Origin of the sequence: Anaerotruncus rubiinfantis, assembly GCF_900078395.1 — a bacterium.
GTDB lineage: Bacteria > Bacillota > Clostridia > Oscillospirales > Ruminococcaceae > Anaerotruncus > Anaerotruncus rubiinfantis.
The window spans coordinates 1654321-1677412 of record NZ_FKLA01000009.1 but is presented as its reverse complement, the minus strand read 5'-3'; the positions used below and the strand labels follow the sequence as shown (position 1 = coordinate 1677412).

The 23092-nt window shown below is 55.8% G+C and carries 24 protein-coding genes; 8 read left to right on the top strand and 16 right to left on the bottom strand.

Going from position 1 to position 23092, the window contains the following annotated elements:
* Window position 1: 1 nt before the first annotated feature.
* Window positions 2-364 carry a M48 metallopeptidase family protein gene (locus BN4275_RS17585; protein WP_202614994.1) on the bottom strand — a complete coding sequence of 121 codons (363 nt, stop codon included), beginning with the start codon at window positions 362-364 and terminating at the stop codon, window positions 2-4.
* Window positions 297-584 carry a YgjP-like metallopeptidase domain-containing protein gene (locus BN4275_RS17580; RefSeq protein WP_202614993.1) on the bottom strand — a complete coding sequence of 96 codons (288 nt, stop codon included), beginning with the start codon at window positions 582-584 and terminating at the stop codon, window positions 297-299. The genes BN4275_RS17585 and BN4275_RS17580 overlap by 68 nt, the downstream gene beginning before the upstream one ends.
* Before the next feature lie 344 nt (window positions 585-928).
* On the opposite strand from BN4275_RS17580, the gene BN4275_RS13500 reads away from it, so the two are divergent.
* The 3 genes from BN4275_RS13500 to BN4275_RS13490 all read left to right on the top strand — a co-directional run bounded on the left by BN4275_RS13500 (window position 929) and on the right by BN4275_RS13490 (window position 4376).
* The gene (locus BN4275_RS13500; RefSeq protein WP_066459191.1) at window positions 929-2137 is read left to right on the top strand and encodes an MFS transporter; all 1209 of its coding nucleotides are present in this window, start codon (window positions 929-931) and stop codon (window positions 2135-2137) included.
* 168 nt (window positions 2138-2305) lie between these two features.
* Window positions 2306-3052, top strand: coding sequence for a glycerophosphodiester phosphodiesterase (locus tag BN4275_RS13495; RefSeq protein ID WP_066459189.1), 747 nt, complete (start codon window positions 2306-2308; stop codon window positions 3050-3052).
* Window positions 3053-3230: 178 nt separating this feature from the next.
* On the top strand, window positions 3231-4376 hold the full coding sequence (locus tag BN4275_RS13490) for an alanyl-tRNA editing protein (RefSeq protein ID WP_066459188.1): 1146 nt from the start codon (window positions 3231-3233) through the stop codon (window positions 4374-4376).
* 46 nt (window positions 4377-4422) lie between these two features.
* Here BN4275_RS13490 and BN4275_RS13485 read toward each other — a convergent pair whose 3' ends face one another.
* The 6 genes from BN4275_RS13485 to BN4275_RS13460 all read right to left on the bottom strand — a co-directional run bounded on the left by BN4275_RS13485 (window position 4423) and on the right by BN4275_RS13460 (window position 10397).
* The gene (locus tag BN4275_RS13485) at window positions 4423-5409 is read right to left on the bottom strand and encodes a diaminopimelate dehydrogenase (RefSeq protein ID WP_066459187.1); all 987 of its coding nucleotides are present in this window, start codon (window positions 5407-5409) and stop codon (window positions 4423-4425) included.
* Window positions 5410-5420: 11 nt separating this feature from the next.
* Entirely contained in the window at window positions 5421-6200 is a 780-nt protein-coding gene (locus BN4275_RS13480) for an NAD(P)-binding domain-containing protein (protein ID WP_066459186.1), read from the bottom strand.
* 120 nt (window positions 6201-6320) lie between these two features.
* The gene (gene guaB / locus BN4275_RS13475) at window positions 6321-7793 is read right to left on the bottom strand and encodes an IMP dehydrogenase (protein ID WP_066459184.1); all 1473 of its coding nucleotides are present in this window, start codon (window positions 7791-7793) and stop codon (window positions 6321-6323) included.
* A gap of 147 nt (window positions 7794-7940) precedes the next feature.
* Complete coding sequence (locus tag BN4275_RS13470) at window positions 7941-9083, bottom strand: DUF3810 domain-containing protein (RefSeq protein ID WP_066459183.1); 1143 nt, start codon at window positions 9081-9083, stop codon at window positions 7941-7943.
* On the bottom strand, window positions 9080-9421 hold the full coding sequence (locus BN4275_RS13465) for a Smr/MutS family protein (protein ID WP_066459181.1): 342 nt from the start codon (window positions 9419-9421) through the stop codon (window positions 9080-9082). The genes BN4275_RS13470 and BN4275_RS13465 overlap by 4 nt, the downstream gene beginning before the upstream one ends.
* A 1-nt stretch (window position 9422) precedes the next feature.
* The gene (locus BN4275_RS13460) at window positions 9423-10397 is read right to left on the bottom strand and encodes an aldo/keto reductase (protein ID WP_066459179.1); all 975 of its coding nucleotides are present in this window, start codon (window positions 10395-10397) and stop codon (window positions 9423-9425) included.
* A gap of 228 nt (window positions 10398-10625) precedes the next feature.
* Here BN4275_RS13460 and BN4275_RS13455 point away from each other — a divergent pair, with 228 nt between their 5' ends.
* Complete coding sequence (locus BN4275_RS13455; RefSeq protein WP_066459176.1) at window positions 10626-11483, top strand: endonuclease/exonuclease/phosphatase family protein; 858 nt, start codon at window positions 10626-10628, stop codon at window positions 11481-11483.
* 48 nt (window positions 11484-11531) lie between these two features.
* Here BN4275_RS13455 and BN4275_RS17065 read toward each other — a convergent pair whose 3' ends face one another.
* A complete protein-coding gene (locus BN4275_RS17065; protein ID WP_079988276.1) occupies window positions 11532-11702 on the bottom strand; it encodes a DUF1540 domain-containing protein in 171 nt (56 codons plus the stop codon).
* Window positions 11703-11923: 221 nt separating this feature from the next.
* Between BN4275_RS17065 and BN4275_RS13450 the strand changes: the two genes are divergently transcribed.
* Window positions 11924-12871 carry a hypothetical protein gene (locus BN4275_RS13450; RefSeq protein WP_066459174.1) on the top strand — a complete coding sequence of 316 codons (948 nt, stop codon included), beginning with the start codon at window positions 11924-11926 and terminating at the stop codon, window positions 12869-12871.
* A gap of 76 nt (window positions 12872-12947) precedes the next feature.
* Here BN4275_RS13450 and BN4275_RS13445 read toward each other — a convergent pair whose 3' ends face one another.
* The 3 genes from BN4275_RS13445 to spoIVB form a co-directional block, all read right to left on the bottom strand.
* Window positions 12948-14564: an amidohydrolase gene (locus BN4275_RS13445; protein ID WP_066460437.1), complete on the bottom strand. Its 1617-nt coding sequence runs from the start codon at window positions 14562-14564 to the stop codon at window positions 12948-12950.
* Between the two features lie 84 nt (window positions 14565-14648).
* Window positions 14649-15428, bottom strand: a complete 780-nt coding sequence (spo0A, locus tag BN4275_RS13440) for a sporulation transcription factor Spo0A (RefSeq protein ID WP_066459172.1) — start codon at window positions 15426-15428, stop codon at window positions 14649-14651.
* Window positions 15429-15559: 131 nt separating this feature from the next.
* A complete protein-coding gene (spoIVB, locus tag BN4275_RS13435) occupies window positions 15560-16780 on the bottom strand; it encodes a SpoIVB peptidase (protein WP_066459170.1) in 1221 nt (406 codons plus the stop codon).
* A gap of 226 nt (window positions 16781-17006) precedes the next feature.
* Between spoIVB and BN4275_RS13430 the strand changes: the two genes are divergently transcribed.
* Window positions 17007-17351: a DNA-processing protein DprA gene (locus BN4275_RS13430; RefSeq protein ID WP_066459168.1), complete on the top strand. Its 345-nt coding sequence runs from the start codon at window positions 17007-17009 to the stop codon at window positions 17349-17351.
* Between the two features lie 61 nt (window positions 17352-17412).
* On the opposite strand, the gene BN4275_RS13425 is transcribed toward BN4275_RS13430, so the two are convergent.
* Genes BN4275_RS13425 through BN4275_RS13415 form a run of 3 tightly spaced genes read right to left on the bottom strand, consistent with a single transcriptional unit; the run spans window position 17413 to window position 21281 of the window.
* The gene (locus BN4275_RS13425; RefSeq protein ID WP_066459166.1) at window positions 17413-18660 is read right to left on the bottom strand and encodes a Ger(x)C family spore germination protein; all 1248 of its coding nucleotides are present in this window, start codon (window positions 18658-18660) and stop codon (window positions 17413-17415) included.
* Window positions 18657-19733 (bottom strand): GerAB/ArcD/ProY family transporter, encoded by a 1077-nt coding sequence (locus tag BN4275_RS13420; RefSeq protein ID WP_066459164.1) that lies wholly within the window; start codon window positions 19731-19733, stop codon window positions 18657-18659. The genes BN4275_RS13425 and BN4275_RS13420 overlap by 4 nt, the downstream gene beginning before the upstream one ends.
* A gap of 3 nt (window positions 19734-19736) precedes the next feature.
* The gene (locus tag BN4275_RS13415) at window positions 19737-21281 is read right to left on the bottom strand and encodes a spore germination protein (protein WP_066459163.1); all 1545 of its coding nucleotides are present in this window, start codon (window positions 21279-21281) and stop codon (window positions 19737-19739) included.
* A 129-nt stretch (window positions 21282-21410) separates the two neighbouring features.
* Between BN4275_RS13415 and BN4275_RS13410 the strand changes: the two genes are divergently transcribed.
* Window positions 21411-22118, top strand: a complete 708-nt coding sequence (locus tag BN4275_RS13410) for a DUF421 domain-containing protein (RefSeq protein ID WP_066459161.1) — start codon at window positions 21411-21413, stop codon at window positions 22116-22118.
* The gene (locus BN4275_RS13405; RefSeq protein WP_066459159.1) at window positions 22115-22495 is read left to right on the top strand and encodes a DUF4363 family protein; all 381 of its coding nucleotides are present in this window, start codon (window positions 22115-22117) and stop codon (window positions 22493-22495) included. The genes BN4275_RS13410 and BN4275_RS13405 overlap by 4 nt, the downstream gene beginning before the upstream one ends.
* Window positions 22496-22545: 50 nt before the next feature.
* Here BN4275_RS13405 and nrdR read toward each other — a convergent pair whose 3' ends face one another.
* Window positions 22546-23031 (bottom strand): transcriptional regulator NrdR, encoded by a 486-nt coding sequence (nrdR, locus tag BN4275_RS13400; protein ID WP_066459157.1) that lies wholly within the window; start codon window positions 23029-23031, stop codon window positions 22546-22548.
* Window positions 23032-23092: the final 61 nt, after the last annotated feature.

Here is a 23092-nt window from a genome sequence, read left to right as displayed (position 1 = left end):
TTCAATTCACTGGAACCGCCCGCAGCAATGCGCGCCGCGCTTTGTAGTCCGGCATCAATTTGGCCATCGTTTCGTGGAACCCTTTCTGGTGATCCGGATGCAGAAAGTGCACATATTCGTGCAGCACCACATACTCGAGCGCCGCCTTCGGTTTTGCTATCAGCTGCTTATTGAGGGTGATGCAGTTTTTTGCCACATGGCAGACGCCCCAACGGGTCTTCATCTGCCGCACCTGGATCTTTGGTTTCCCCGGCAGGATATCCGCGAAAAGCGGATAAATTTCATCACTCACCGCGTTAAACGCGGCCAAGCACTGGGCGTCGGTATATTCTGTGTCCGCCGCCTGCGCCTGCGCCTTCCGCACGGCGATCCGGGCGCGCGCCGCCTCGCTTCCGCACGGCGATCCGGGCGCGCGCCGCCTCGATCCACGCGGCCCGTGAGGCGACAAACCGGTCGATTTCCCCGGCCGGCGCGCGTTTGGGCGCGGAGACGCGCACCTCCCCCTCCCCGGTGACGCGCAGGTTCAGGTTCTTGACCCGCTTATAGGTAAGTTCATAGGTGATTGTGCCAACGCTGCGCCGCATCGCGATCCCCCTCCTTGTTTTTACAATCTTAAACCTTGCCATTAAACTCTGTCAACCGGGATTGACAAAACAGCTCCCCTCAGTTATAATATCCCTTACATTTCACCGTGAAGGAGTTTATGATGGCATTGCAATTCTGGTTCTTCTAAGTTTCCTCGCCGTACATACACCAAAAAGGCCTGTGACGGGTTTTGTTGTTTTACGTATCCGGGAAATTTCAGCAGAGAATCAGCGCGGCTGACCGCTTCATGGGAATGCTGTCTCTTTCTGTCTTTTGACCGGTATGCGTAAGCGGGCCCGCATGGGAATCGTTTGCGCTTTTTTTGCGCCCGCAAAGGAGTTTTATGAACCAGACACACTGGAAACGCACCTTTTTCACCATCTGGTCGGGGCAGGCCGTCTCTCTGCTGACCAGCTCGATCGTGCAGTTCGCGATCGTCCTCTATCTCACCGATACCACCCGCTCTCCCATGGTCCTCTCAGTCGGTTACCTGCTCGGTTTTCTGCCGCAGGGGCTGCTCGGGCCATTCGCCGGCGTTCTGGTCGACCGGTGGGACCGCAAAAAGATCATGCTCACCTCCGACTTCTGTATCGCTATGGCCTGCCTTGCGATCGTGATTGTCGGGATCTTCGCCGACCTGCCGCTCTGGCTCTTCCTGCTTGTCCTGTTTATCCGGTCGGCCGGTTCGGCATTCCATGCGCCGTCGCTCTCCGCCGTCACCCCGCTGCTCGTCCCCGCGGATCAGCTCACCCGATGCGCGGGGTACTCGCAGACCCTGCAGTCCGTATCGATGATTATCGGGCCCGCGCTGGCCGCGATGCTTTATGCGGCGTGGGATCTGGAAGCGATCGTCTTTCTTGACGTGCTCGGCGCGCTGGTCGGCATGGGTTCTCTTGCCGTCTGCACCATCCCCAAACTGGAGATGCGGCATACCGAACGGCCCCATATCATCCGGGAAGCGCTCGATGGCCTGCGCGTCCTGCGTTCGCATAAGGGGCTTTACGGGCTTCTGCTTGTGAGCGCGCTTTTCTTCCTGGCATTCTCCCCGGCCGGCGCGCTCTACCCGCTGCTCTCGATGGATTATTTTGGCGGGACTGCCACCCACGCAAGCATTGCGGAGATCGTCTTTTCGGTCGGGATGATGGCTGGTTCGATCCTGCTCGGCGCGTGGGGAGGCTTTTCTCGAAAAATCGTTTCAATTATCGGTTCGATCTTCCTCATGGGGGTGGCGCTTGTGCTCACCGGGCTGCTTCCGCCGTCCGGATTTGTCATTTTCGCCTTTCTTTCGGCTGTCATGGGCTTCGCCTGTCCATTTTTCTCGGGTGTTTCGATCGCGCTTTTTCAGGAAAAGGTGGAGCCGGAATATCTCGGCCGGGTGATGTCCCTTTCCACAAGCATCCTGACCCTCGCCACACCGCTCGGCCTGGCGCTTTCCGGCGCGACTGCGGAAATCATCGGCCTTGAAAACTGGTTTTTACTTGCTGGAATCGTTGTCCTCGCAAGCGGCGTTCTGTGCATCTTTGTCCCTTCGGTGCGCAACTGCGACCAATAGGGCTGCCCTGATATTGGCCCCGGGTAAAATGCCTTTTACCCGGGGCCAATATTTACGGGCGTCTCAGCCGCCTGCGCGGTCCCACCCGGGACCGCGGGGCAGCCCGGCGCACCTCACGCGCCGTGTCCGCATAGAATGGCAGGATTACATCATGAGCGGAGGCAAACGATGGCTACTCAAATCTGGGCACATCGAGGCGCGTCCTCAAAAGCGCCTGAAAATACCATGGAAGCGTTTGAACAGACTGTTCGTGAAGGGGCCGATGGAATCGAACTGGACGTACATCTGAGCGCGGATGGAATCCCCGTCGTCATTCACGACAGCACCCTTGAGCGGGTCAGCGGTGAAATCGGGTTGGTGCACGACCGGACACTCGCACAGCTCAAACGGCTGGATGTGTCGAATCCAATCCCCGGTTACGGGATCGCCCGTATCCCGGCGCTTGCGGAAGTTTACGAGCTTATAAATCCAACTGGTTTAATCATAAACGTGGAAGTCAAAAGTGGTCTTACCACATATCCCGCCTTTGAGCAAACACTCATTGCACTCGAACGGCAGATGGGCATGCGCGGCCGCGTATTCTATTCTTCTTTTAATCCATACACGCTGATGGGGCTGCGGGAACAGGATCCGCAGGCCCAAATTGGATTTCTTTATATCGGCGGCTGGATTGACGCGCAGCAGTTTGCATTGCGTCTTGCGGCGAATGCGCTGCATCCGCCGGTCTACGCGCTGGAGGAACCCGGCTTTACCGAGGACTGCAAACGATATGGCATCGCGCTGCACACCTGGGCGGTCGAAGATGACCGCGATCTGCTCTTCGCCCGCCGCAAAGGCGTGCAGGCGGTTATTACTGACCGTCCCGCTTACACGCGGGAACTTTACGAAAAAACGCCCTTGCATCCCGTGGTATAATAGCCGCAGAGCGGCTATTATACCACGGGCTTATGGCCAGGCAGATACGCCGGTGCTCCGGCTTCCTGCCCGATGGCCAATTCACTTTATGCGTAGGAAAATTCGTGCCCGCGGCGCTGCCGTCCCAAAGCGCAATAATCCCTCGCCAAAAACATTCAAACAAAGGATGATCAATGACATGACCGAAAAGCTTTTCTATCAGGATGCTTACTGCAAAACCTTCACTGCCGCGGTGACCGGCTGCGCGCCGCGCGAGGGCGGTTACGCGGTCACGCTCGACCGCACTGCCTTCTACCCTGAAGGTGGTGGACAGCCATCCGACACCGGCACGCTTGGCGGCGTCAGGGTGTGCGGCGTACATGAAAAGGACGGCGAGATCGTCCATTATACCGACGGGCCGCTTACGCTTGGCGATCTTGTGACAGGTGAAATCGACTGGGCGCGGCGTTTCGGTTTTATGCAGCATCACACCGGAGAACACATCGTTTCCGGAATTCTGCACCGGCTCTACGGGCTTGATAATGTCGGCTTTCACATGGGACACGATGCAATCACGATTGATTTAAATGGCGAGCTGAATGCCGAACAGCTCCGCAAAGCGGAACTGCTTGCCAATGAGTCCATCTACGCGGACCTCCCCGTAGAGGTTTCCTATCCCTCTCCGACGGAATTGGAAACTCTGCCTTACCGCAGTAAAAAAGAGCTCTCTGGCAGGGTGCGTATCGTGACCATCCCGGGCAGCGACATCTGCGCCTGCTGCGGCACGCATTGCGCCAGAACCGGCGAGGTTGGAATTCTCAAGCTGATCTCCTCTCAACGCTACAAAGGGGGCCTGCGCGTCTGGCTGCTCTGCGGTGAACGTGCCGTAAATGATTACGAGGAGAAACTCTCCACCGTTTCGCGCATCGCGGCCATGCTTTCGGTAAAGCCCGCGGAAGCCTACGATGCGGTCGTGCGTCTTTCGGACGAGCTTTCCGCGCGCAAACAGGAATTCTCCGCTTTGCAGGAGCAGCTTTTCATGCTGAAGGCGGACCGCCTGGCCGGACCGGAAAATCTGGTTGTTTTTGAAGAAAACTGTACGCCTGGTGAACTGCGCAGATTCTGTCTGATCCTTTCTGAGCGCTGCGGCGGGTTTGCCGCGGTCCTGTCCGGAAATGAAACAGACGGATGGAAATATGCGCTCGGTTCAAAATCGCAGGACGTGCGCGTGCTCTGCAAAAAATTGAACGGAGCTTTCTCCGGCCGCGGAGGCGGCACCGCCGTGCTGGCGCAGGGTTCCCTGCAAGGCCGCGGGGAAGCGATCGAATCCTTTCTTCGGACATAAAAAAGGCGTCTCCCGATTCTATTGGGAGACGCCTTTCCTTTTCCGGTTAAAGCAGCGTCCTGCGCAGCTCCTCCCCGTTTTTCGGAGAAAGCAGCGCGGGTGCGATATCAAACACGCTTCGCGCGCCGGACTCACCCTTTTGCGCGAGCCGAAAGGCCGCGCGGGCATAGGCCACGAGCACACTCGAGGTGAATTCTGGGTTCGAATCGAGAGTGAGTGAATATTCGATCAGCTGGCGGGTGCCGCTTTTGCTCTCACCTGAACGCATCACAAAGCCGCCGTGCGGGATGCCTGCATGATCGCGCTGGAGTTCTTCCTCGGTGATAAAAGTCACGCTGGTGTCATAATCCGCGAAGTAGTTAGGCATCTCCTTGATCTCCGCTTCAATCCGCGCAAGGTCAGCGCCTTCCTGCGCAACCACAAAGCATTCGCGGGTGTGCTTCTGCCGGGTGGAAAGCGAGGGGCGCGAACCGGAACGGACCGCTTCGATCGCTTCCGGAACCGGGACGGTATACTGAACGGCATTTTTGACCCCTTTCACCCGGCGGATTGCATCCGAATGGCCCTGGCTGACACCGCGTCCCCAGAAGGTATAGGTGTCGCCGTCCGGCAGGATCGATTCCGCATAGATGCGGTTCAAGGAGAAAAGGCCCGGATCCCAGCCCACCGAAATAATGGAAATGTGATTACCTTCCTTGGCCGCCGCGTCCACCGCCGCGAAATATTCCGGAATTTTCGCATGGGTATCGAAGCTGTCAATCGTGCAAAAATCCCTTGCAAACCGCGGGCCCTGTTCCGGCAGGTCGGTTGCCGAACCGCCGCAGAGGATCATTACGTCAATTTTATCCCGCATCGACGCCGCGTCATCCACATGCAGCGCCTTGACGCCTGTTACCGCAAGCTTCACCTGCGACGGGTCGCGCCTGGTGAACACCGCAGTCAGTTCCATGTCCGGGTTTTTCGTGACGGCAAGCTCAACGCCGCGTCCAAGGTTGCCATAACCCACAATGCCAATCCGAATTTTGTTTTCCATATAGTTCCTCCCTATCTGTATTCCATGGGGTCCATGGATTTGTATGCTTCTTCCGCCGATCGAAGGCCGCCCAATTCCAAGCCTGCCCGACGCGCCATCTCCGCGACCAGCCGCACATCCTTCGCCAGTAAAGCATCCGGCATCGGCGGCTGTTCCCCGCGCAGGACAGCCAGCGGGTCAGCGATCCGCTCAAAGCCGGAAAGGCACTCGAGCAGATATTCTTCCCCAATGCCGAACGACGCGGCCAATTCACCGGTCTCCCCGACCGATCGCCGCAGCTGCGCCGCAAGCGACCGGCACAGCAGCCGCATCGCGCGGCCGCGTCCAGACGGCCCCATATAGCGGCAACCGGGCGCGAAACAGCGGATGAGCGGCTGCGCTTCGGCAAAGGCCCTGCTGCTGCCGCCCGCGAAACAGAGAAAATCATCTGCCAGCCCGTCCCGTCCAAACACGCCGCAGTCGAGATAAAGCGCTCCGCGCCTGCGCATCTCATTGGCAATCATATGTGCCAGCGCCGGGCTTGTGTCGGTCAGGTCGATAAAGATCTTCCCCTCCCGGATGTATTCCGCCACGCTATTTAAAAGCAGGGTCAGCTCCCGCGGCGATTCGAGCGCGAGGATTACCCTGCCGCACCGGTCAATAAGCTCCGCCGCCGTCGGCAGCATCCGCAGGCCGTCCGGCAGGACGCGGCCGTCCGGATCGTAGGCAAACAGGTTGCGCGCGGTCTTGCCGAGCAGATGCTCCGCCACGGCTTTCCCGTCACGGGAAAGCCCGATGATCCCCACATTCATCCCATTTGCCCCCCTTTTATCCATATGTATTCAGTATAACAGATTTTCCAGCCGCCGAAAAGACCGGAAAAAGCCGCCGCAAAAAATTTGCGGCGGCTTTTGGCTTCGCCATAAGCCCTCTTACGGGTTGATCGAATAGTTCGGAGCTTCTTTTGTGATATAGATGTCGTGCGGATGACTCTCCTTAAGGCCGGCGCCGGTGATTTTGATGAACTGCGCCTTCTCGTGCATCTCAAGGATATTCGCGCATCCAGTATAGCCCATACCAGCGCGCAAGCCGCCGACCAGCTGGTAAATTGTATCCGAAACAGGTCCCTTGTATGGCACGCGGCCTTCGACGCCCTCGGGGACAAATTTTTTCTTGTCCTCTTGGAAATAGCGGTCGCCAGAGCCCTCGTTCATCGCGGCGAGCGAACCCATGCCGCGGTAAACCTTGAAGCTCCTGCCCTGGTAGATCTCGATGTCTCCCGGGCTTTCGGCACAGCCCGCGAGCAGCGATCCGAGCATAACGGTGGAGGCTCCCGCCGCCAGCGCCTTGACCACATCGCCCGAATATTTGATACCGCCGTCCGCGATGACCGGAATGCCGTACCTGGCCGCAGCGCAGGCCGCGTCGTAAACCGCGGTGAGCTGCGGCACGCCGATGCCGGCGACCACACGGGTGGTGCAGATCGAGCCCGGGCCGATGCCGACCTTGATCGCGTCGGCGCCCGCGTTGATGAGATCCTCGGTGGCGCGGGCTGTTGCAACGTTGCCCGCGATGACCGGAATGTTCGGATATTTTGCCTTGATCTGTTTGAGGGTATCAAAAATCATGATGTTGTGGCCGTGCGCCGAATCGAGCACAAGCACATCAACCGAAGCCTTGACAAGTTCGTCCACCCGATCCATGAAATCATGGGTGATGCCGATGGCCGCGCCGACCAACAGACGCCCATCCTTGTCGCGGGCGGAGTTCGGATACTGAACCGCTTTTTCAATATCTTTGATGGTGATGAGCCCGCGCAGGCAGAAATCGTCATCCACCAGCGGCAGCTTTTCGATTTTGTGCTTGCGCAGAATCTGGCGGGCTTCGTCCAAGGTGGTTCCCACCGGCGCGGTGACCAGGTTTTCCTTGGTCATGACCTCCTTGATCTTCAGGCCGTAATCCTCCAGAAAGCGCAGGTCGCGGTTGGTGAGAATCCCGACGAGCTTGCCGTTTTCACAGATCGGGACGCCGGAAATTTTATATTTTCCCATGATCTCGTCCGCATCGTAAACCAGATGCTCGGGCGAAAGGTAAAACGGATTGGCGATAACGCCGTTTTCGGAGCGCTTGACGGTGTTGATTTCATCCGCCTGCTCTTCGATGCTCATATTCTTATGGATGACGCCGATGCCGCCTTCACGGGCAATCGCAATCGCCATCTTCGATTTGGTGACCGTGTCCATTGCCGAGGTGAGGAACGGCGCGTTCAGCCGGATTCCCTTCACAAGGTCGGTGGAGATGTCCACATCGGCGGGCACCACATCCGAACGCGCCGGAACCAGCAGCACATCGTCAAAGGTCAGCCCTTCTTTGGTAAACTTCTCTGTCACGTTTGTATTTAACATACGTCCTCCAATCCATTTCACGTCGCGTTTTCGCCTCAAATTTATTTTTACTATCATAGCATTTCCTGTGTGCACAATCAATAGTCTTTATTGACAAAATTTGTGTTATTTTCTAAAACGCTCGACATGAAACGCGCAGTAGTATGACTAACCCTCCGCATGGCGCGCCCGGTAATCCGCCAGCAGCAGATCGACCATCCGGCCATAACTCTGGGTGCCATCCTGCTGGTTGTTCACCTTGAGATAGGTGTCGTTCACCGCCTCGGAAACGGCCGCCACCGGGCCTTCATGCTTTTCCCAGTAGGTGTTGTTGTAAGCGAAATCCCGCCGTACGCCATCCGAAAGGGTATCGTTCACCTGGCAGAAGGCGTTGTAATCGACGCTGTAAAGCCGGTTGATCGAATGCACCAGCGCCAGCATCACGCCGCTGTAGGTAAACTGCGGATCTCCGCTTTTTTCACAGGCGAGATAACCGATGAAGTTTGCTTCATCCTCGCGCATGAAGCCGCGTGTGTGCGCCAGTTCATGGCAGATGGTCGCCGGGATGGTGTAGTCCGGAGCCGCGATATTGACATTCGCCTCGTAGGTGTACGGCGAAAACACCCCGGTGATCTGAGTCAGCGACATCCACCAACTGTTCATCACCGGCTTTGGGTTGATCGGCAGGTCAGGCAGAACGCTGTAATCCTCCGAAAGCTTCCCAAACGATGCGCGCGCTTCCCGCGCCGTGGCATAATACCCCGTTTCCAGCCGCATCACGCCGTTTTCGTCCTCCGGCATCTGCGCGCGCAGCTCATTCGCGCGGCCGGCAAGTTCGGAACAGAGCGCCGCCAGTTCCTGCACCGGGGAATCGCGCACATCAAGGCCGCTGAAAGCGGTGAACTCCGGCCGGTAATAGTTGAGGCCGCAGAGGATGATAAAAGCGAACAAAATACAGCTCAAAAGCTTTGCCATCCGCCCGATGAGCAGGCCGATCCGGGCGGGCGGCGCATCTGTTTTTTTCTCCCGTTTGATCAGGCTGCGGATCACCAGAAAAAGCAGCGCGAACACCCCAAGGATCATCAGGCAGATAAGAAGCTCAATGAGCGAAAACGGCAGAAGCGACGTAAGCCCGCCCCAAACGCGCACCATCCAAGGATAGATCCCGCTGGAATAGAGTTTCTCGGTCATTTCGGGGCTCTGCCGCGCGAGAAGCACCAGGCAGATGCCCACCGGCCCCGGCAGGAGCAGCCACCAGCGTTTTAAAAAGGAAAAGATGGGGTTATATATATGTAACTTCGTCTCATTCATAGGACCACCACCGTAATCCCGTGGTTACAGCGGGAATAGTCCCGATCGCGGGAAAGTTCCGGACAGAGGCCGATAGCGCGCCTCGCAGCCGCATCAAATGGAGAAAAATCCTCGCCTGACACGAATTCTTTCACCATATCGGTATTTTTCATCGCGGAAAGACGGCGGTGGACTTCCGCCTTGATCCTTCCGCCCGAACCGCTCGAGCCATAACCGTGGATCAGCTTGACCGCAGCGAGACGCTGTGCTTTCGCAGAGCGGATTGCCTGGCTCATGCGGGAGATTGCCGTGTCGACGGTGGGCATTCCGCTCTCCAGGTTGACAGTCAGGATAGACATGCTACTCCACCAGCTCCATGCAGGTTTTTGCGTCGAGGGCAAAGTCCATGCCCGCCATGCTGTCTTCGAGCTGCTCCACCGTTGAACAGCCGACGATTGCCGCCGCAGGCAGCGGATTTGAAAGGATATAGGCCAAACTGATCTGCGCGGCCGTTTTTCCTGTGCGGGCGCACAGCGCCATCACCCGCTCGAACCGCTCCCGGTTCTCGGGGCTGTCGAACCGCAGCGCCACGCGCGGTTTCAGCTCCTGTCCCGCGGAAAGCTTGGAAAAATAACCCGCGCTCTGGGACGCATAGGCCATCACGGGAATTTGGTTCTTCTGGTAAGCCGCATATTCGGCTTCATTCATGGTGACCAGCGACGGGTCTCCCCAGAGTTCCGGGGTGGTTCTGGCAATGCTCCACTGGATCTGCGAAACAGTAAACGGTGTTTTGCCGTGAGCTTTCGCGTAAGCGTTCGCTTCGTCGATGCGCGCCGCGGTCCAGTTCGACGCGCCGGCAGCGCGGATCTTTCCCGCTTTGACCAGCTCATCCAGGCAGTCGATAATCGGGCCGACCGGCTTGGTGGGATCATCCCGGTGCAGGAAGTAGATATCCACATGGCCGACGCCGAGCTCCTTCAGGCTGGTTTCCAAATCGCTGCGGATACACTCCGGCGTAACCCGCTTCTCGGCGGGATGATTCATATTGTGATGCGCACCCTTGGTGATCAGCACGATCTTGCCGCGGTTGCCGCGCGCCTTCATCCAGCGGCCTACAACCCCTTCGCTGTGGGCATAAGCCCCTTCCATGTCGCCGCAGCGTATCTTCCCGTAAATGCGTGCGACGTCGATGGAATTCCCGCCGAGCGCAACATAGCGGTCCATCAGCGCAAAGGCAGTTTCCTCGGAGATACTCTCCCCAAAATGATCCGCCCCTTTGACGATTTTCGCCATACGGATAACGCCGTCCGCCGCCTGGACGTCCAGGAATTTCATATGCAGCCCTCCAAAAAATGAATGTGGTTCCGGTTTGTCTCTTTTTTATTATAAAGCCGGTGATCAGGATTTACAAGCGAAGGATTTTGTCCCAACTGTTAAAAATCCTGGTCCGGAAATTTCCAGATGTTTGCAGTTCATTTACAAAGGATTCACATTTCCCGGCATTGAAATTTTGGCCGCGAGGTGGTACACTAGACTATAAAGAATTTAAAAAAAGGTGAGCGTATGAACGACAGCGATCTGATCCGAGTCATATCCTTTAATCTGAAACGGGATTTTGGATTTGCTTTCAACCATTCGCACCGGTGGATGGAACGGCGCGCACTGGCCGCGCAGTTCATTCGGGACAGCGGCGCGACCATCATCGGTGTGCAGGAGCTTCTTCCCAGCATGCGCGAAGATGTCCGCAGCCTGCTCTCAGGCTACAGCATCCTCGGCTTCGGGCGGTTCTCCGGCCGTAAGCCCAAAAATGACGAACATAGCGATATCATCGTGAAAAATGAAGACGCCAAGGTCAACCTCTGCAAGACCTTCTGGCTTTCCAAAAATCCGGAGCAGCTCAGCCGGGCTTATTACGCGGTGTTTCCGCGTATCTGCACCGTGGCCGAAGTCTATGTCAAAAATGTCGGCTGCACCATCCGGGTGTTCAACACCCATCTCGACCACGTCTGCGGTTTCGCCCGCACGCTCGGCATTAAGGTAATCCTCGACTATATGGAAAAGTATAACCAGGAAAGCCCCATGCCCACCGTTCTGATGGGAGATTTTAACTGCAAGCCGAACAGCAGGCCGGTACGCATGCTGCGGGAACGCATCTCAGAATATTATCCCGACCTGCATCTCACCGACGTCTACCAGAGTTTTGACCCCGCCTCGCTTTCCAATACGCTTCATAACTTCAGCGGGAAAGTGAAGCCCGGCGCCTGCCCGATCGATTATATCTTTGTCTCGGATGATTTTGAAGTGATCGATTCGCGGATATTCACCGACCCCATTGACGGACGGTATCCTTCCGATCACTATCCTCTGCTGGCTACCCTGCGTCTCAAAAAAAAGCCCCGGGACAACAGCCAAACCGCATAAACAAAACAGCCGGCGACCGTAGTCGCCGGCTGTTTTCGAGCCTGTAAATCAGTTCTTGCGGATGAAGGATTTGCAGTCGGTGCACTGGTCCACGGTCGGGTTATTCTCATGGGTACCGATCTTGACGCAGTTCAGGGAGCAGTAGTCCGCGCTGGAGCAGTGGTTGGCACACTGCTGAACGGTGCATTCGATGCTGTGGTTCGCTTTGCAGTTGTCCATAAAAGACGCCTCCTTAACAAGTTTTATGCGTATCGCAAACGGGGACGCAAACAGCGGTTTACGTCAATGATAGTTTACCCTGGTTTACATGGATTATAAGCGGAGATTCCTCATTTCGCATCGTTTACAAATTGGCTAAAAACTAGTCGCAAACTATGGGTTGATGCGATTTACCGCCAATGTTATAATATCCCCGTAAAGTTTCTGTTAGGAGTCTTTGTATGAAAAAATTTTTACTGGCAGCGGGCGTTCTCGTGGCTTTGCTGTGCGCGGCAGCCGCCCTGTCTGTTTTGGCCGGCTGTACCGCGCGGGAGGGCTCTGAAACTTCGGATAAGCCTGGCTCGGGCGTTTCCCCCTCCCAGGAATCCTCCGGAGCGGCCCAGCTTCCGGATGCCTCCAGCACCGTTTCGGTCGACCCAGCGGCGCGCCTCCCCCTTGAAAACTACAGTTACCGCGCTGCCGAGCTGCAGAATTATTGTTCGATGGGCGCGCAGTTTTATACCGACCACATGGGCAGCGACGTCCGCGACGTTCCCTACGATCTTGCCGCCGCCATCTATAAATACCGGGATTACCATAACGCCCTGATTTTCGATACCAATTTCACAGATATTTTGGAGCTTGATCCCGCTATCCTTATCGAAATTGCCGCTTCCCAAGCGCCGCATATCGACCTGTATTCAGATGCGTTCGCAAACGTATCGACTGAAAATGAAATAAAAAAATTCTTTGTGGAGCGGTACGAGGGCGGACAGGAGCTCAGCCTGCTCTCCTACGGCGAGGACGTCCGTGCCAAAGCCGCGGAACTTTTCGGCGATTCCTATGAACTGCCGCGCGCGGACGGGCTGCGTATCCGTTACAACGCCGAAATCGACCTCTACTATCTGGAGGGCCCTACCGCCGCGCTTTCGACCGATTACCCGGTGGTTGTCGAGTGGAAGCGCGTGGGGGACAGCTACACAGCCAAAATCATTCGCCTCTCCTTCTGGGAGTTCCGCGGTTCCTGGTCCACACCGGACGGTTCATGGGAAAGCAGTGAAAACTGCTCCATTTCCGAGGTGCGTGAATATGTCAATTCGAACTTCCACTCTTTCCCGCAGGATACTTATGTGCTGACCGGGCGGGACCGGCAGTCACTGCGCGTGACCGGCTACAAGAAAGGCGTTTGAGTATCTTTTATCGCTTTGTATAAAAATGGGCCATATGCCTAAGCTGTGGCCATTGCAATAAAATCGGGCGGCCGTCTCATAAGACGGCCGCTTTTTCGCTGCCTGTTTTTTCGTATACCGTTTCCCCGTCCTTGATGGTCCGGAGCACTTGGATGTTCCTGATTTCCATGGGGTTCACCCGCAGCGGGTTTCTGTCCAGGATCACGAGATCCGCACGCTTGCCCGCCCTGATCGAACCCTTTGCATCCTCCTCAAAATATTGCCATGCGGCATTGACCGTGACCGCTTCCAGCGCTTCATACGGAGTGATGCATTCCGCCTGCGATAGTTTTTCACCGTCTTTCGTCACCCGGTTAACCGCGCACCAGATGGTAAAAAGCATATCCGGCGGCACAACCGGCGTATCCTGATGAAAGGTAAAGTTCACTCCGGACCGCAGGGCAGAGCCAGCCGGACTGATCCTCGCGCCCCGCTCGCGGCCAAAATTTTTGAGATGCGTGTCGCCCCAGTACCAGGTGTGCGCCGCAAAAAACGAAGCAGTCATCGAAAGCCGCCGCATGGCCGTGAGCTGGTCTGGACGGACAAGCTGCGCGTGGATCATCACCGGGCGGATGTCGCGCTGCCGCTGCGCGTGCGCCTGTGCGTAGGCGTCGATCATCTGCTGCGCCGCCGCGTCGCCGTTGCAGTGCGCCAGGATCTGCAGGCCTTCCGATTCGGCAATGCGCATAAACTCCCGCATCTGCCCATCCTGATAGACCGGATAGCCCCGGTAATCACCGTCATCTGAGCCCTCATATGGCCGGCTCATCCAAGCGGTGCGCCCCTGCGGCGAACCGTCCAGGAAAACCTTGTAGCCCCCGATCTTCAGGCGGTTCTGATACCGGTTTACAAATTGTGGATTTTCCCGCACCAGATTTTTGCACAGGTTCAGGTCGATATAGCTCACAATGTCAAGTTTCAAGGCGTTTTGTCCTGCCATAAGCTTTAAAAGCCGCCACTCGTCCGCGCGGGTCAGTCCGTCCTGCACCGTTGTGATACCATAACGCAGATACGCATCCTGCGCACGGCGCATCTGGCTGCACTGCTCTTCCAGGGTTGGCTGCGGGAGTCCTTTGATACCGGTGAAGGCGGTTTCCTCCAAATATCCGTCCGGTTCTCTTCCATCCGGCAGCCGGCCGATGTGGCCGCCCTGCGGGTCGGGCGTCTGTGCTGTCACGCCGATTTCATGCAGCGCCAATGTATTCGCGACGCCCATATGCCCGGACGCGTGCGAAATCAGCACCGGATGTTCTCCGCATGCCTGATCCAGCAAGGTCTTATCCGGATGGCGGCCCTCTTTGAGGTCGTTCTGGTCGTAGCCAAATCCGCTGATCCATTCCCCTTTACGCAAATTGTTTTCATTTTGGAAGCGGCAGATCCGCTCCGCAATCTCCTCAAAGCTTTTACAGCCTTCGAGCGAGACGAGCGAAACCGTCTTTGCGTAAGCTGTGATGTGACTGTGCGGATCGATGAAGGCGGGGAGCAGCGTATGCCCCTGCAAATCGCAGAGGGCGGTGTCCCGGCCGCTTCTGGCAAACAGCGCTTCCCTGGTGCCAACAGCGCGGATGACACCATCTTCGGTCAGCACCGCGTCCGGCATGCCACCCGGCTCCATGGTCAGAATATCGCCATTATAATAGATGGTTTTTTTCATGAATCTCCCTTTCTTCCCCGAAAATTGGAACTCCGCTTCACCGGGAAAACCGGCAAAGCGGAGGATGTAAAATAATTTCAGCATTCAGTTTGCGTTTTTCAGCCGCAGCCGCAGCTTATCGGCAATCATTGCGACAAATTCAGAGTTGGTCGGCTTGCCTCTTCCGTTGTGGATGGTATAACCAAAATAACTGTTCAATGTGTCCACATCGCCCCGGTCCCATGCAACCTCGATTGCGTGCCGGATCGCGCGCTCTACACGGGAGGGTGTGGTATCAAACTTTTTCGCAACGGTCGGATAGAGAAGCTTTGTCACCGAGTTGATGATCTCAGGCTGTTTGACCGCCAGCATGATCGATTCCCGCACATAATGATAGCCCTTGATATGCGCCGGAACGCCAATCTGATGGATAATCTCCGTCACCATCAGTTCCAGGTCCGGTTCGCCTTTTGCCTCGCGTTCACCGATCGTCTTTCCTGAGCCCGCGGGAAGTCCGGCCAGTTTCATGATGCGCTCGACCATGATGTCCACGTCGAAAGGCATCAGGAAAAAGTAACAGGCGCCGGCAGTCATAATCTCCTGCTCAAGCATCGGGCTGCTGAAAGACGAAGTGATCATAAAGCGGGGTTCGACAGCCAGCTCCATTTCCCTGACCGAATTCATTACGCCGATAGCGTCAAGCCTTGGCATGAAGATATCCATCAGGACAACGCGCGGAAGGGTTTCACCAATCAGCTGCGCAACAGCGAGACCATCGCGAGGGGCAATGACGGTTTCAAAACCGTAACCCTTCAGCAAAGATGCGCATTTACTGCAATAATCGCCTCCTCCTTCAACAATCAGAACTTTTGCATGTTCCTTCATCTTTTTTCCTCCATCTTGTCGTCTCCCTGAATGCTATCTTAGCACTTTATCTTAATCTTTTCAACATCTTTCCACAAATTTTCCTCCAAAATTTCAACGTATTTTTCACCATAAAATTGGTTAGTTTTGCGTTATTTTTTTGGTGTATTTTCGACATTTTTCGACATTTTATCCATATTTTCGGCAAATATCCCGTACCCTCGAGTCGGATCGTTGACGAAAACATGCGTAACCGCACCCACTAACTTGTTATTTTGCACAATTGGGCTTCCGCTCATCCCCTGAACGATTCCACCGGTTTTGGTTAAAAGTTCTGGGTCAACCACGCGAATTACCATATTTTTTGTCGGATTATTTTCCGCGATGCTAACTTTTTCTATATTAATCGTATACTCTTTGGGGTCCCCATCGTCAAGTGTGCACCAGATGGTCGCCGGACCTTCTGTCACTTCGTATCTCATAGCCAGCGGAATTGCCTCGGAATGCGACGGAATATCCGTCCCAACACCGAAAATTCCAACCTGAGAATTGATGAGCAGCTCGCCTTTCTTCTGTCCGGAAAAACTCCCGCGCAGCTCGCCCGGCAGGCCGCTCTCACCGCGATGCACTCCCGTGATATTCACATCCACGATTTCTCCCGAATGCAGCGGCATGATATCCCCTGTATCCACATCGCAGATCGCGTGTCCAAGCCCTGCAAAAACATGGTTAATCGGGTTATAATAGGTCATGGTACCAATGCCGGCGGAGGAGTCGCGTACCCAAATGCCCGCCCGGTAGGTCCCATCGTCGCTCTGAACCGGATTTAAAAAACAGCTCATCTCTGTCCCGGCCCGCTCAAAGGAAACTTTGACCGGATTGCCCGCGCAGGAGGAGACGATCGCTCCAACATCTTCATTTGTCTGTACCGCCCGCCCGTCGATTGATTTGATGATATCCCCCACCTTGAGGCCAGCCGCTTTCGCTGGGTTGGAGGATGTCCCACCGCTTGCGATATCGCTCATGCCCACAACCAGCACGCCTTCGGTAAACATCTTGATGCCGAATGGATTTCCGCCGGGGACCACCATCTCCCGGTCGACCACCTGGACCTGTACCTGTTTGACTTCGATGCCATACGGAAGCTTGAGATCCACATTATAACTGTTGCCCGGTGAGGAATATGCTTCCACAGGCAGGCTTCCGCCGCTCGATGAAGTTTTGATCGGAAGCGTGGAATTGATGCTCAGGGTTTCGCCCGCGACCACATAATAGTGATCCGGCAGGATTGCCTGCGTATAAAGTGCGATCGACTGCACGGCGACAATTGCCAGAGACAACGCGCCGGCAAATCGTTGATATTGCTTTCTCATTGGATTATCCCCCTACTTGCTCATTCAAAAAATTTTTTTGTACGCATTTAATCTTCCACCGTGTAATCTGATTATTTCGGGGAATAACTGCAAGACTTTTTGGCGATCGAAAAATTTCGGCGTGAAACACCCATGCGCATTGCCATGGAAGATTTTTCTTTGCCTGTCTGGAAGATCTTTCTTTTCTGTGCTATAATTTATTTATAAAAAACGGGGCGGTGAAGTGATGCGGGTTGCAATTGTCGGTTCACGCGAAGCCGGCGGGTTTACGGTGGATGGCATGATCCCCCATATCCCGCAGAATACATCCGAGCTGGTGAGCGGCGGCGCCGCCGGAATTGATACGATCGCGGAACAGGCGGCGCGGGCCCTTGACCTGCCTATCACCATATTCGCGCCCGATTACGGCGCGAACGGCAAACTGGCCCCGCTCATCCGCAATCAGAAGATCGTCGATTACGCCGACCTGGTGCTCGCCTTTTGGGACCATCACTCGCGCGGCACAGCCTATACGCTCAATTACTGTATACAGACCCACAAACCCTTCCGAATTATTGGGCTGCATCCCTGAAATTTTTCAAAATAAAGATTCTAAAAAGTGCGCGCTTTCCCCGACGGAAAGCGCGCACTTTCTATAGGAGCTTGTTGTCCACGCCGGAACGGTCGATTTCACAGCCGACCACAACATTATAGCCACACCCAGTAAACACCGTTTCCCAGTCCGAAGCATGCTCCAGATAGTATTCCGGCAGACGCTGCTTCACCAGTTGGGTGAGCCCGAGCGGGTCGTATCCCTGTCCCTGGGTGGCATGGATCGCGCTTTCAATTTCCCGGCGGATGTCCCGTGCCTGCAGCGCGGCGGCGTACCGTTTCTGTTCCGCCGTCATTCGGTCACCGGTATTGAGCACCGTTTCATACGCGCCGGAATGCACCTCCACCGCAATGTGAAATACAAGGGTATCCCCCATTCGTTCCGGAATTACCCGCGCTTTTACACGGTTGGTCACCGCCGCGACAATACCAAGGTTTTCATCGGCAACCGAAAGCGCGGTATTCTTAATTTTTCCCTTCACCCATGCAAGCCCGCGGGTCTGCTGTGGATTCAGCAAATGGACCAGGCGGTCGCCTGAGAATACCGCCGAACCGGCAAGCTGGATTTCCGGCTTGCCGCTTTCCTTTTGGTCCGATTTTGTATCTGGCGTATCCGTTTTTTCCCCATTTGGAAGAAATGTCTCCTGTGCTTTGGAGGGGTCCTCCCGGGAGGAGCCGCCTTGCGCTTCGGAGGAGGACGCAGCAGCTGTTTCCCCGCTGAGCTCCACCAATGCGAGCGTCCCGGAGGAATAGTCGCTGTGGATCGCGCCGACCAGATCCATCAGCCGGCTTTCCGGTGCAAAGCCGTTCTGCCGCGCGTTTTGGATGATGTCCAGAATCCGGTCCGCCGTGAGCGCGGGGTCCTTTTCCTGCGCCATCAGCAGGTTTTCCGCCTTGTCCTTCACAACCGCAACCGTCACCGCCGGAGTGATCTGATGGTTTGCATTGAAGAAGTCCAGAACCTCATTGACTCCTTCACGGGCGGCATCCTCCCCGATGAGGATCAGCCGGCAGCTTCCAAAAAACAGCGATTTTCCGCGTTTGACCGCAGCCCGGCTGAAAAGGTCGGTCAGCGTCCCGCCGCCCTCCTGAAGCAATTCGGACGAGGCCGGCGGTTTATCCCCATCCTGTGTCTGCCCGGCCAGCTGGAGAACCGCGGTATATAAGCCTTCCTCCGTACGGTCGACCGCAACCGCTTCGACCACACCGCGGTCATTAAGCCGTACACTGTTCATGCAGCCAGTCAGCAGCGCTGTCAGGAGCAGGGTAATGAGCAGTGCCCGTTTCATACGGATTTCCCCCCTTTTTTTAAAAACAGCGCCGTGATCAGCGGGATCAGGACCACAAGAACGCCGAACGGAACCCCGTTCATCAACAGCCTGCCCGCTTCATTCAGATACCGCATGTCGGTTGAGGTGAAAAAGGCCAATCCCCCTGCCCCCACTGCTACGATGGCCGCCGCGGCCGCGTACGGAAGCTTATGAAAAATCCTGCGCAGGCAGACGAGCGCGCAATAGAGATAGGCAGCCGCGCGCAGAAACGCCACGCACACCCACATAGCGATATGCAGGATATCAAGCCGTCCAAATACCGAAATCTGAGCCACTGTCGCGGCAGTATAGAGCGGGAAAAGACGGGTTTTGGCATAGTCGCCCAACGCGGCCAGCACCGAAAAGGATAAAATCTCATAGAAAATGGCCGCCAGAACGACATACCAGATAAAAGTCTTTCCACTTCCTTTCCCGGCGCGGGAGCATAACAGGATAAAGACGACGGCTTCGGCATTGGCGGTGACCGCCTGCATGGTACCCGAAAAAACCGCTTCCTCTCCCTCCAGAAACGGGCTGACCACGTTCACAAGATCCATCTCCGGGATAAGCGCGCCGCAGATCAGCGCAATGACCGCCAGCATCAGGATAAAGACAAACACGCCGAATCGTGAAAACGCCTCCAGTCCCAGCCGGGCGGCGTAGGCCGCGGCCGGGATGAGGCACAGAAGGAAGATCCACGGCGGGGCGTTTTGATAGACTGTGCTGGTCATGAAGAATTCAAAGTGGCTCGCTGTATATCCTGCCATGAGAATGCAAAAGGTGCCGTAGCAGGCGCTGACCAGCACGCCGTAAAAGCGGCTGGCCGAAAATGCGGCGGCCAGTATATCCTGTCCTCCTTTCCTGCAAAGCCAGAGGTATGGCAATATGAGAAGAAGGGTTGCCGCGGCGGCCAGCAGGATGGTGAGCAGCGCGGTGGAACCGGAGACCGCCTGCCCGGATTTCGGGATAAAGGTGAACAGTGTGAAAAGCCTGCTCACAAACAGCAGCATCACAAGCTGTGCGCCGGAAATATCACGGATCTTTCCCTGCAAATACTATTCCTCCTTTGCCTTGTCATCCCGGATGTCGCTCCCGGCCAGGTCCTGTACGCGCAGATCCTCCCTGGCAAGTGTCCGCCAGCTCCAACGAAAGAGCACATCCCGCATCGAATAGAGTGAAAACGGTGTGGCGGGCGCTGTGGCAGGCACGCCAAGCGGATTCACCGCGCACAGATTCACCAGCACCGCGCACATGCCGAGCGCGATTCCAAAAAGCCCGGTCAGCCCACCAATAAGGATAAAAGCGAAGCGAAGGATGGTGACCGGTTCGTAAAGGGATGGCACAACAAACGAGCTGATCGCAGTGATTGCCACGACCATCACCATCGGCGAACCGATGATACCCGCGGTTACGGCCGCGTCCCCGATGACCAGCGCGCCCACAATGCTCACCGCATGGCCGACCGCGCGCGGCATGCGAAGCCCCGCTTCCCGCATGATCTCATAGATGAAAAAAATGACCAGGGCTTCGATCATCAATGGGAACGGGGTTGATTCCTCGCTGGCGACCAGGCTCATGAGCAGCGTGTCGGGCAGAAGCTCCGGATGGAAGGTGCCGACCCCGACATAAAGCCCTGGCAGGAGGATCGAAAAGAAAAATGCCGCATATTTAAGCCAGCGGATGAAAGTGGCGAAATACGGCCGGTGGGAATAGTCGTCGGCGCTCTGAAAATTCTCATTGAAGAGGTATGGAACAATAAGCGCATAGGGCGTGCCATCCATCAGGATTCCGATTCTGCCCTCCGCGACCTTCGCACAGAGGGTATCCGGCCGTTCGGTATAGCCGACGCCCGAAAAAAGCGAGAGCGGTTTGTCGTCCAAAAACGGCTGGATATAGCCGGTTTCGAGCACCACATCGATCTTCACCTTGGAAAGCCGGTATTTCACCTCCCGCAAAAGCGCGGGCGAAACCATATCCTTCAGATAGACCAGCATGCAGTCGGTACGGCTTTTGGTGCCGAGTTCGAACATGTCGAAAATGAGGTCGGGCGATTTGATCCTGCGCCGCAAAAGCGACATGTTTGGGCGCAGCATCTCGATGAAGCCCTCCTGGCTGCCGCGCACATTGACCTCGCTCGTCGGCTCGCCCACCGAGCGGCCGGAAAAGCCCTGAATGCCGAAAACCGAACCGGCTTCGATCCCGTCAATGAGCAGCACGACAAAGCCGGACATCATAAACCGGAACAGTTCGGCATAGGTATGGATTTCCTTCTGGTCGGGCGCCATCAGCGACTGGCGGCGCACCCATTCAAAAACCGCCTGCGGCGACGGGTTTTCCAGCTTTACGGTGGTCAGCGGCAGGGCAAAGATTTTGGAAAAGGTCGCGGTTGAAACCATGCCTTCGCACATCAGCATTGCGCACGGCACGCCGCACACCTCGAGCTCATGGATGACAAGATCACCCGAATCCGGGAACATCGCGCGCACGTCGATCAACCTCTCGAGCAGGCTGGATTCCAGCTTTTTCTCGAGCGCATCGTTTGCCTGCGGCGGAATATATGCCTGCGGTGGCGCAAACAGGTTTTTCCATTTCTGAAACATCTGCAGTCCTCACAATCATAGAAAGTCGCTGTTTACATTATTATTGCCAATCCATCCGCCGGAATATCCGCGTACCGGCGGGTCACACTATTTTTTGTATGACTTAAGATTGGGAGGTCTGCTACCTTTATGTTGATCGTCTTTATCCGGGTGCTCATTATTTATGCGCTCATCATCGTCAGCCTGCGCCTGATGGGAAAACGCCAGCTTGGTCAGCTGCAGCCGTCCGAACTGGTGGTCACCATCCTCGTTTCAAACATTGCGACGATGGCCATTGAGGACGCCAACGTCCCGCTCATCGGAGGCATCATCCCCATCCTGACGCTCGTCTCCTTCGATGTGGTCATCTCCGCCATCACATTGAAATTCCGCAAGGCGCGCCGCTTCATCTCCGGGACGCCCCGCGTCATCATCCGGGACGGAAAAATCGACCAGCAGGAACTTAAGGAGCTGCGTTTCACCATCGACGATATGATGGAGCAGCTCCGCGGGAACAATATCTTCGATATCCGTGACGTGGCTTTTGCCATCGTTGAAACAACCGGAAAACTTTCCGTCTATCAGAAATTCGACGCGCAGACGGTGACCGCCAAGATGCTGAACCTGCAGGGCCAGCCCGCAGACGACGCACCTCCGGTCGTACTCATCAGCGACGGCGTGGTGATCGACAGCGGGCTCAAATACTGCAATCTGAAATATGAATGGCTCGAAAAAACCGTCACCGAAAACGGCTACAATACCAAGGATATCTTCCTTATGACCTGCAACCGCCAGGCGGATTATCTGATCGTGCCGGTGGAAGAAGCGCCGAATAAGAAAAAGGAGGCGGACGAATGAAGCGGCTGTGGATTGCGCTTTGCATCATTGCGCTGATCATTGGGGTCAGCGCGGCCGGGCTTTTCCATTTGATGCGCATCACCGATGAGATGGAAGCCTCCCTGTCCGATCTTTCCGCCGCTATTGAGGAGGGAAGCAATGCTCGGATCATCCATTTGGCCGAACAGTTCCAGTCCCAGTGGCAGGAAAATGAAAAGCTGCTCCTGCGGTATATCCACCATGAAGCGCTCGACGCGATCGACAGCACAACGGCGCGCCTTCCCGCGCTCGCCCGATATGAGGACTACGGTGAGCTGGCCGCCGAGGTGGCCAGGCTCCAGGAGCTTATCGACCATGTCTATGATTCTGAAGTACCAAATTTCAGAAATATCTTCTGACTGCAAAAAAGGCCCGCTGCCATTGGCAGCGGGCCTTTTATATTATGCTTTTAATCTACGTTTTTATCCTTTTGTGCGCCCGTACGGGCTTCCAGTATCGCCTGCAATTCCTTCATAAACGAATCGATGTCCTTAAACTGCCGGTAGACTGAGGCGAAACGCACATAGGCCACCTCGTCGATCTCCCGCAACTTTTCCATCGCAAGCTCCCCGATTTTATAGGAAGGGACCTCTTTTTCCAGGGAGTTGTGCAGAACCATCTCGATGTCGCCCACCGCCTGCTCCAACACCGCCAGCGAAACCGGGCGTTTTTCGCAGGCGCGCACCATTCCCGCAAGCAGCTTGCCCGCATCGAAAGACTCGCGCGATTTGTCCTTTTTGATAACGACCAATGGCGTTGTTTCGATGATTTCATAAGTTGTAAAACGCCGTTCACATTTGAGGCATTCCCGTCGGCGGCGGATCCGCTCGGATTCATCGGTGGGACGCGAATCGACAACTTTACTTTCCACATAACCGCAGTATGGGCATTTCATTCGTACAATTCCCCCTTGTAGTACGGGCTGGAAAATATTTATACTATTCGTATTAGACTTG

Bases quoted from the DNA above. Each gene is read 5' to 3' on its own strand.
- BN4275_RS17580 (WP_202614993.1), bottom strand. From the start codon at position 584: ATGCGGCGCAGCGTTGGCACAATCACCTATGAACTTACCTATAAGCGG.
- BN4275_RS13500 (WP_066459191.1), top strand. From the start codon at position 929: ATGAACCAGACACACTGGAAACGCACCTTTTTCACCATCTGGTCGGGG.
- BN4275_RS13495 (WP_066459189.1), top strand. From the start codon at position 2,306: ATGGCTACTCAAATCTGGGCACATCGAGGCGCGTCCTCAAAAGCGCCT.
- BN4275_RS13490 (WP_066459188.1), top strand. From the start codon at position 3,231: ATGACCGAAAAGCTTTTCTATCAGGATGCTTACTGCAAAACCTTCACT.
- BN4275_RS13485 (WP_066459187.1), bottom strand. From the start codon at position 5,409: ATGGAAAACAAAATTCGGATTGGCATTGTGGGTTATGGCAACCTTGGA.
- BN4275_RS13480 (WP_066459186.1), bottom strand. From the start codon at position 6,200: ATGAATGTGGGGATCATCGGGCTTTCCCGTGACGGGAAAGCCGTGGCG.
- guaB (WP_066459184.1), bottom strand. From the start codon at position 7,793: ATGTTAAATACAAACGTGACAGAGAAGTTTACCAAAGAAGGGCTGACC.
- BN4275_RS13470 (WP_066459183.1), bottom strand. From the start codon at position 9,083: ATGAATGAGACGAAGTTACATATATATAACCCCATCTTTTCCTTTTTA.
- BN4275_RS13465 (WP_066459181.1), bottom strand. From the start codon at position 9,421: ATGTCTATCCTGACTGTCAACCTGGAGAGCGGAATGCCCACCGTCGAC.
- BN4275_RS13460 (WP_066459179.1), bottom strand. From the start codon at position 10,397: ATGAAATTCCTGGACGTCCAGGCGGCGGACGGCGTTATCCGTATGGCG.
- BN4275_RS13455 (WP_066459176.1), top strand. From the start codon at position 10,626: ATGAACGACAGCGATCTGATCCGAGTCATATCCTTTAATCTGAAACGG.
- BN4275_RS17065 (WP_079988276.1), bottom strand. From the start codon at position 11,702: ATGGACAACTGCAAAGCGAACCACAGCATCGAATGCACCGTTCAGCAG.
- BN4275_RS13450 (WP_066459174.1), top strand. From the start codon at position 11,924: ATGAAAAAATTTTTACTGGCAGCGGGCGTTCTCGTGGCTTTGCTGTGC.
- BN4275_RS13445 (WP_066460437.1), bottom strand. From the start codon at position 14,564: ATGAAAAAAACCATCTATTATAATGGCGATATTCTGACCATGGAGCCG.
- spo0A (WP_066459172.1), bottom strand. From the start codon at position 15,428: ATGAAGGAACATGCAAAAGTTCTGATTGTTGAAGGAGGAGGCGATTAT.
- spoIVB (WP_066459170.1), bottom strand. From the start codon at position 16,780: ATGAGAAAGCAATATCAACGATTTGCCGGCGCGTTGTCTCTGGCAATT.
- BN4275_RS13430 (WP_066459168.1), top strand. From the start codon at position 17,007: ATGCGGGTTGCAATTGTCGGTTCACGCGAAGCCGGCGGGTTTACGGTG.
- BN4275_RS13425 (WP_066459166.1), bottom strand. From the start codon at position 18,660: ATGAAACGGGCACTGCTCATTACCCTGCTCCTGACAGCGCTGCTGACT.
- BN4275_RS13415 (WP_066459163.1), bottom strand. From the start codon at position 21,281: ATGTTTCAGAAATGGAAAAACCTGTTTGCGCCACCGCAGGCATATATT.
- BN4275_RS13410 (WP_066459161.1), top strand. From the start codon at position 21,411: ATGTTGATCGTCTTTATCCGGGTGCTCATTATTTATGCGCTCATCATC.
- BN4275_RS13405 (WP_066459159.1), top strand. From the start codon at position 22,115: ATGAAGCGGCTGTGGATTGCGCTTTGCATCATTGCGCTGATCATTGGG.
- nrdR (WP_066459157.1), bottom strand. From the start codon at position 23,031: ATGAAATGCCCATACTGCGGTTATGTGGAAAGTAAAGTTGTCGATTCG.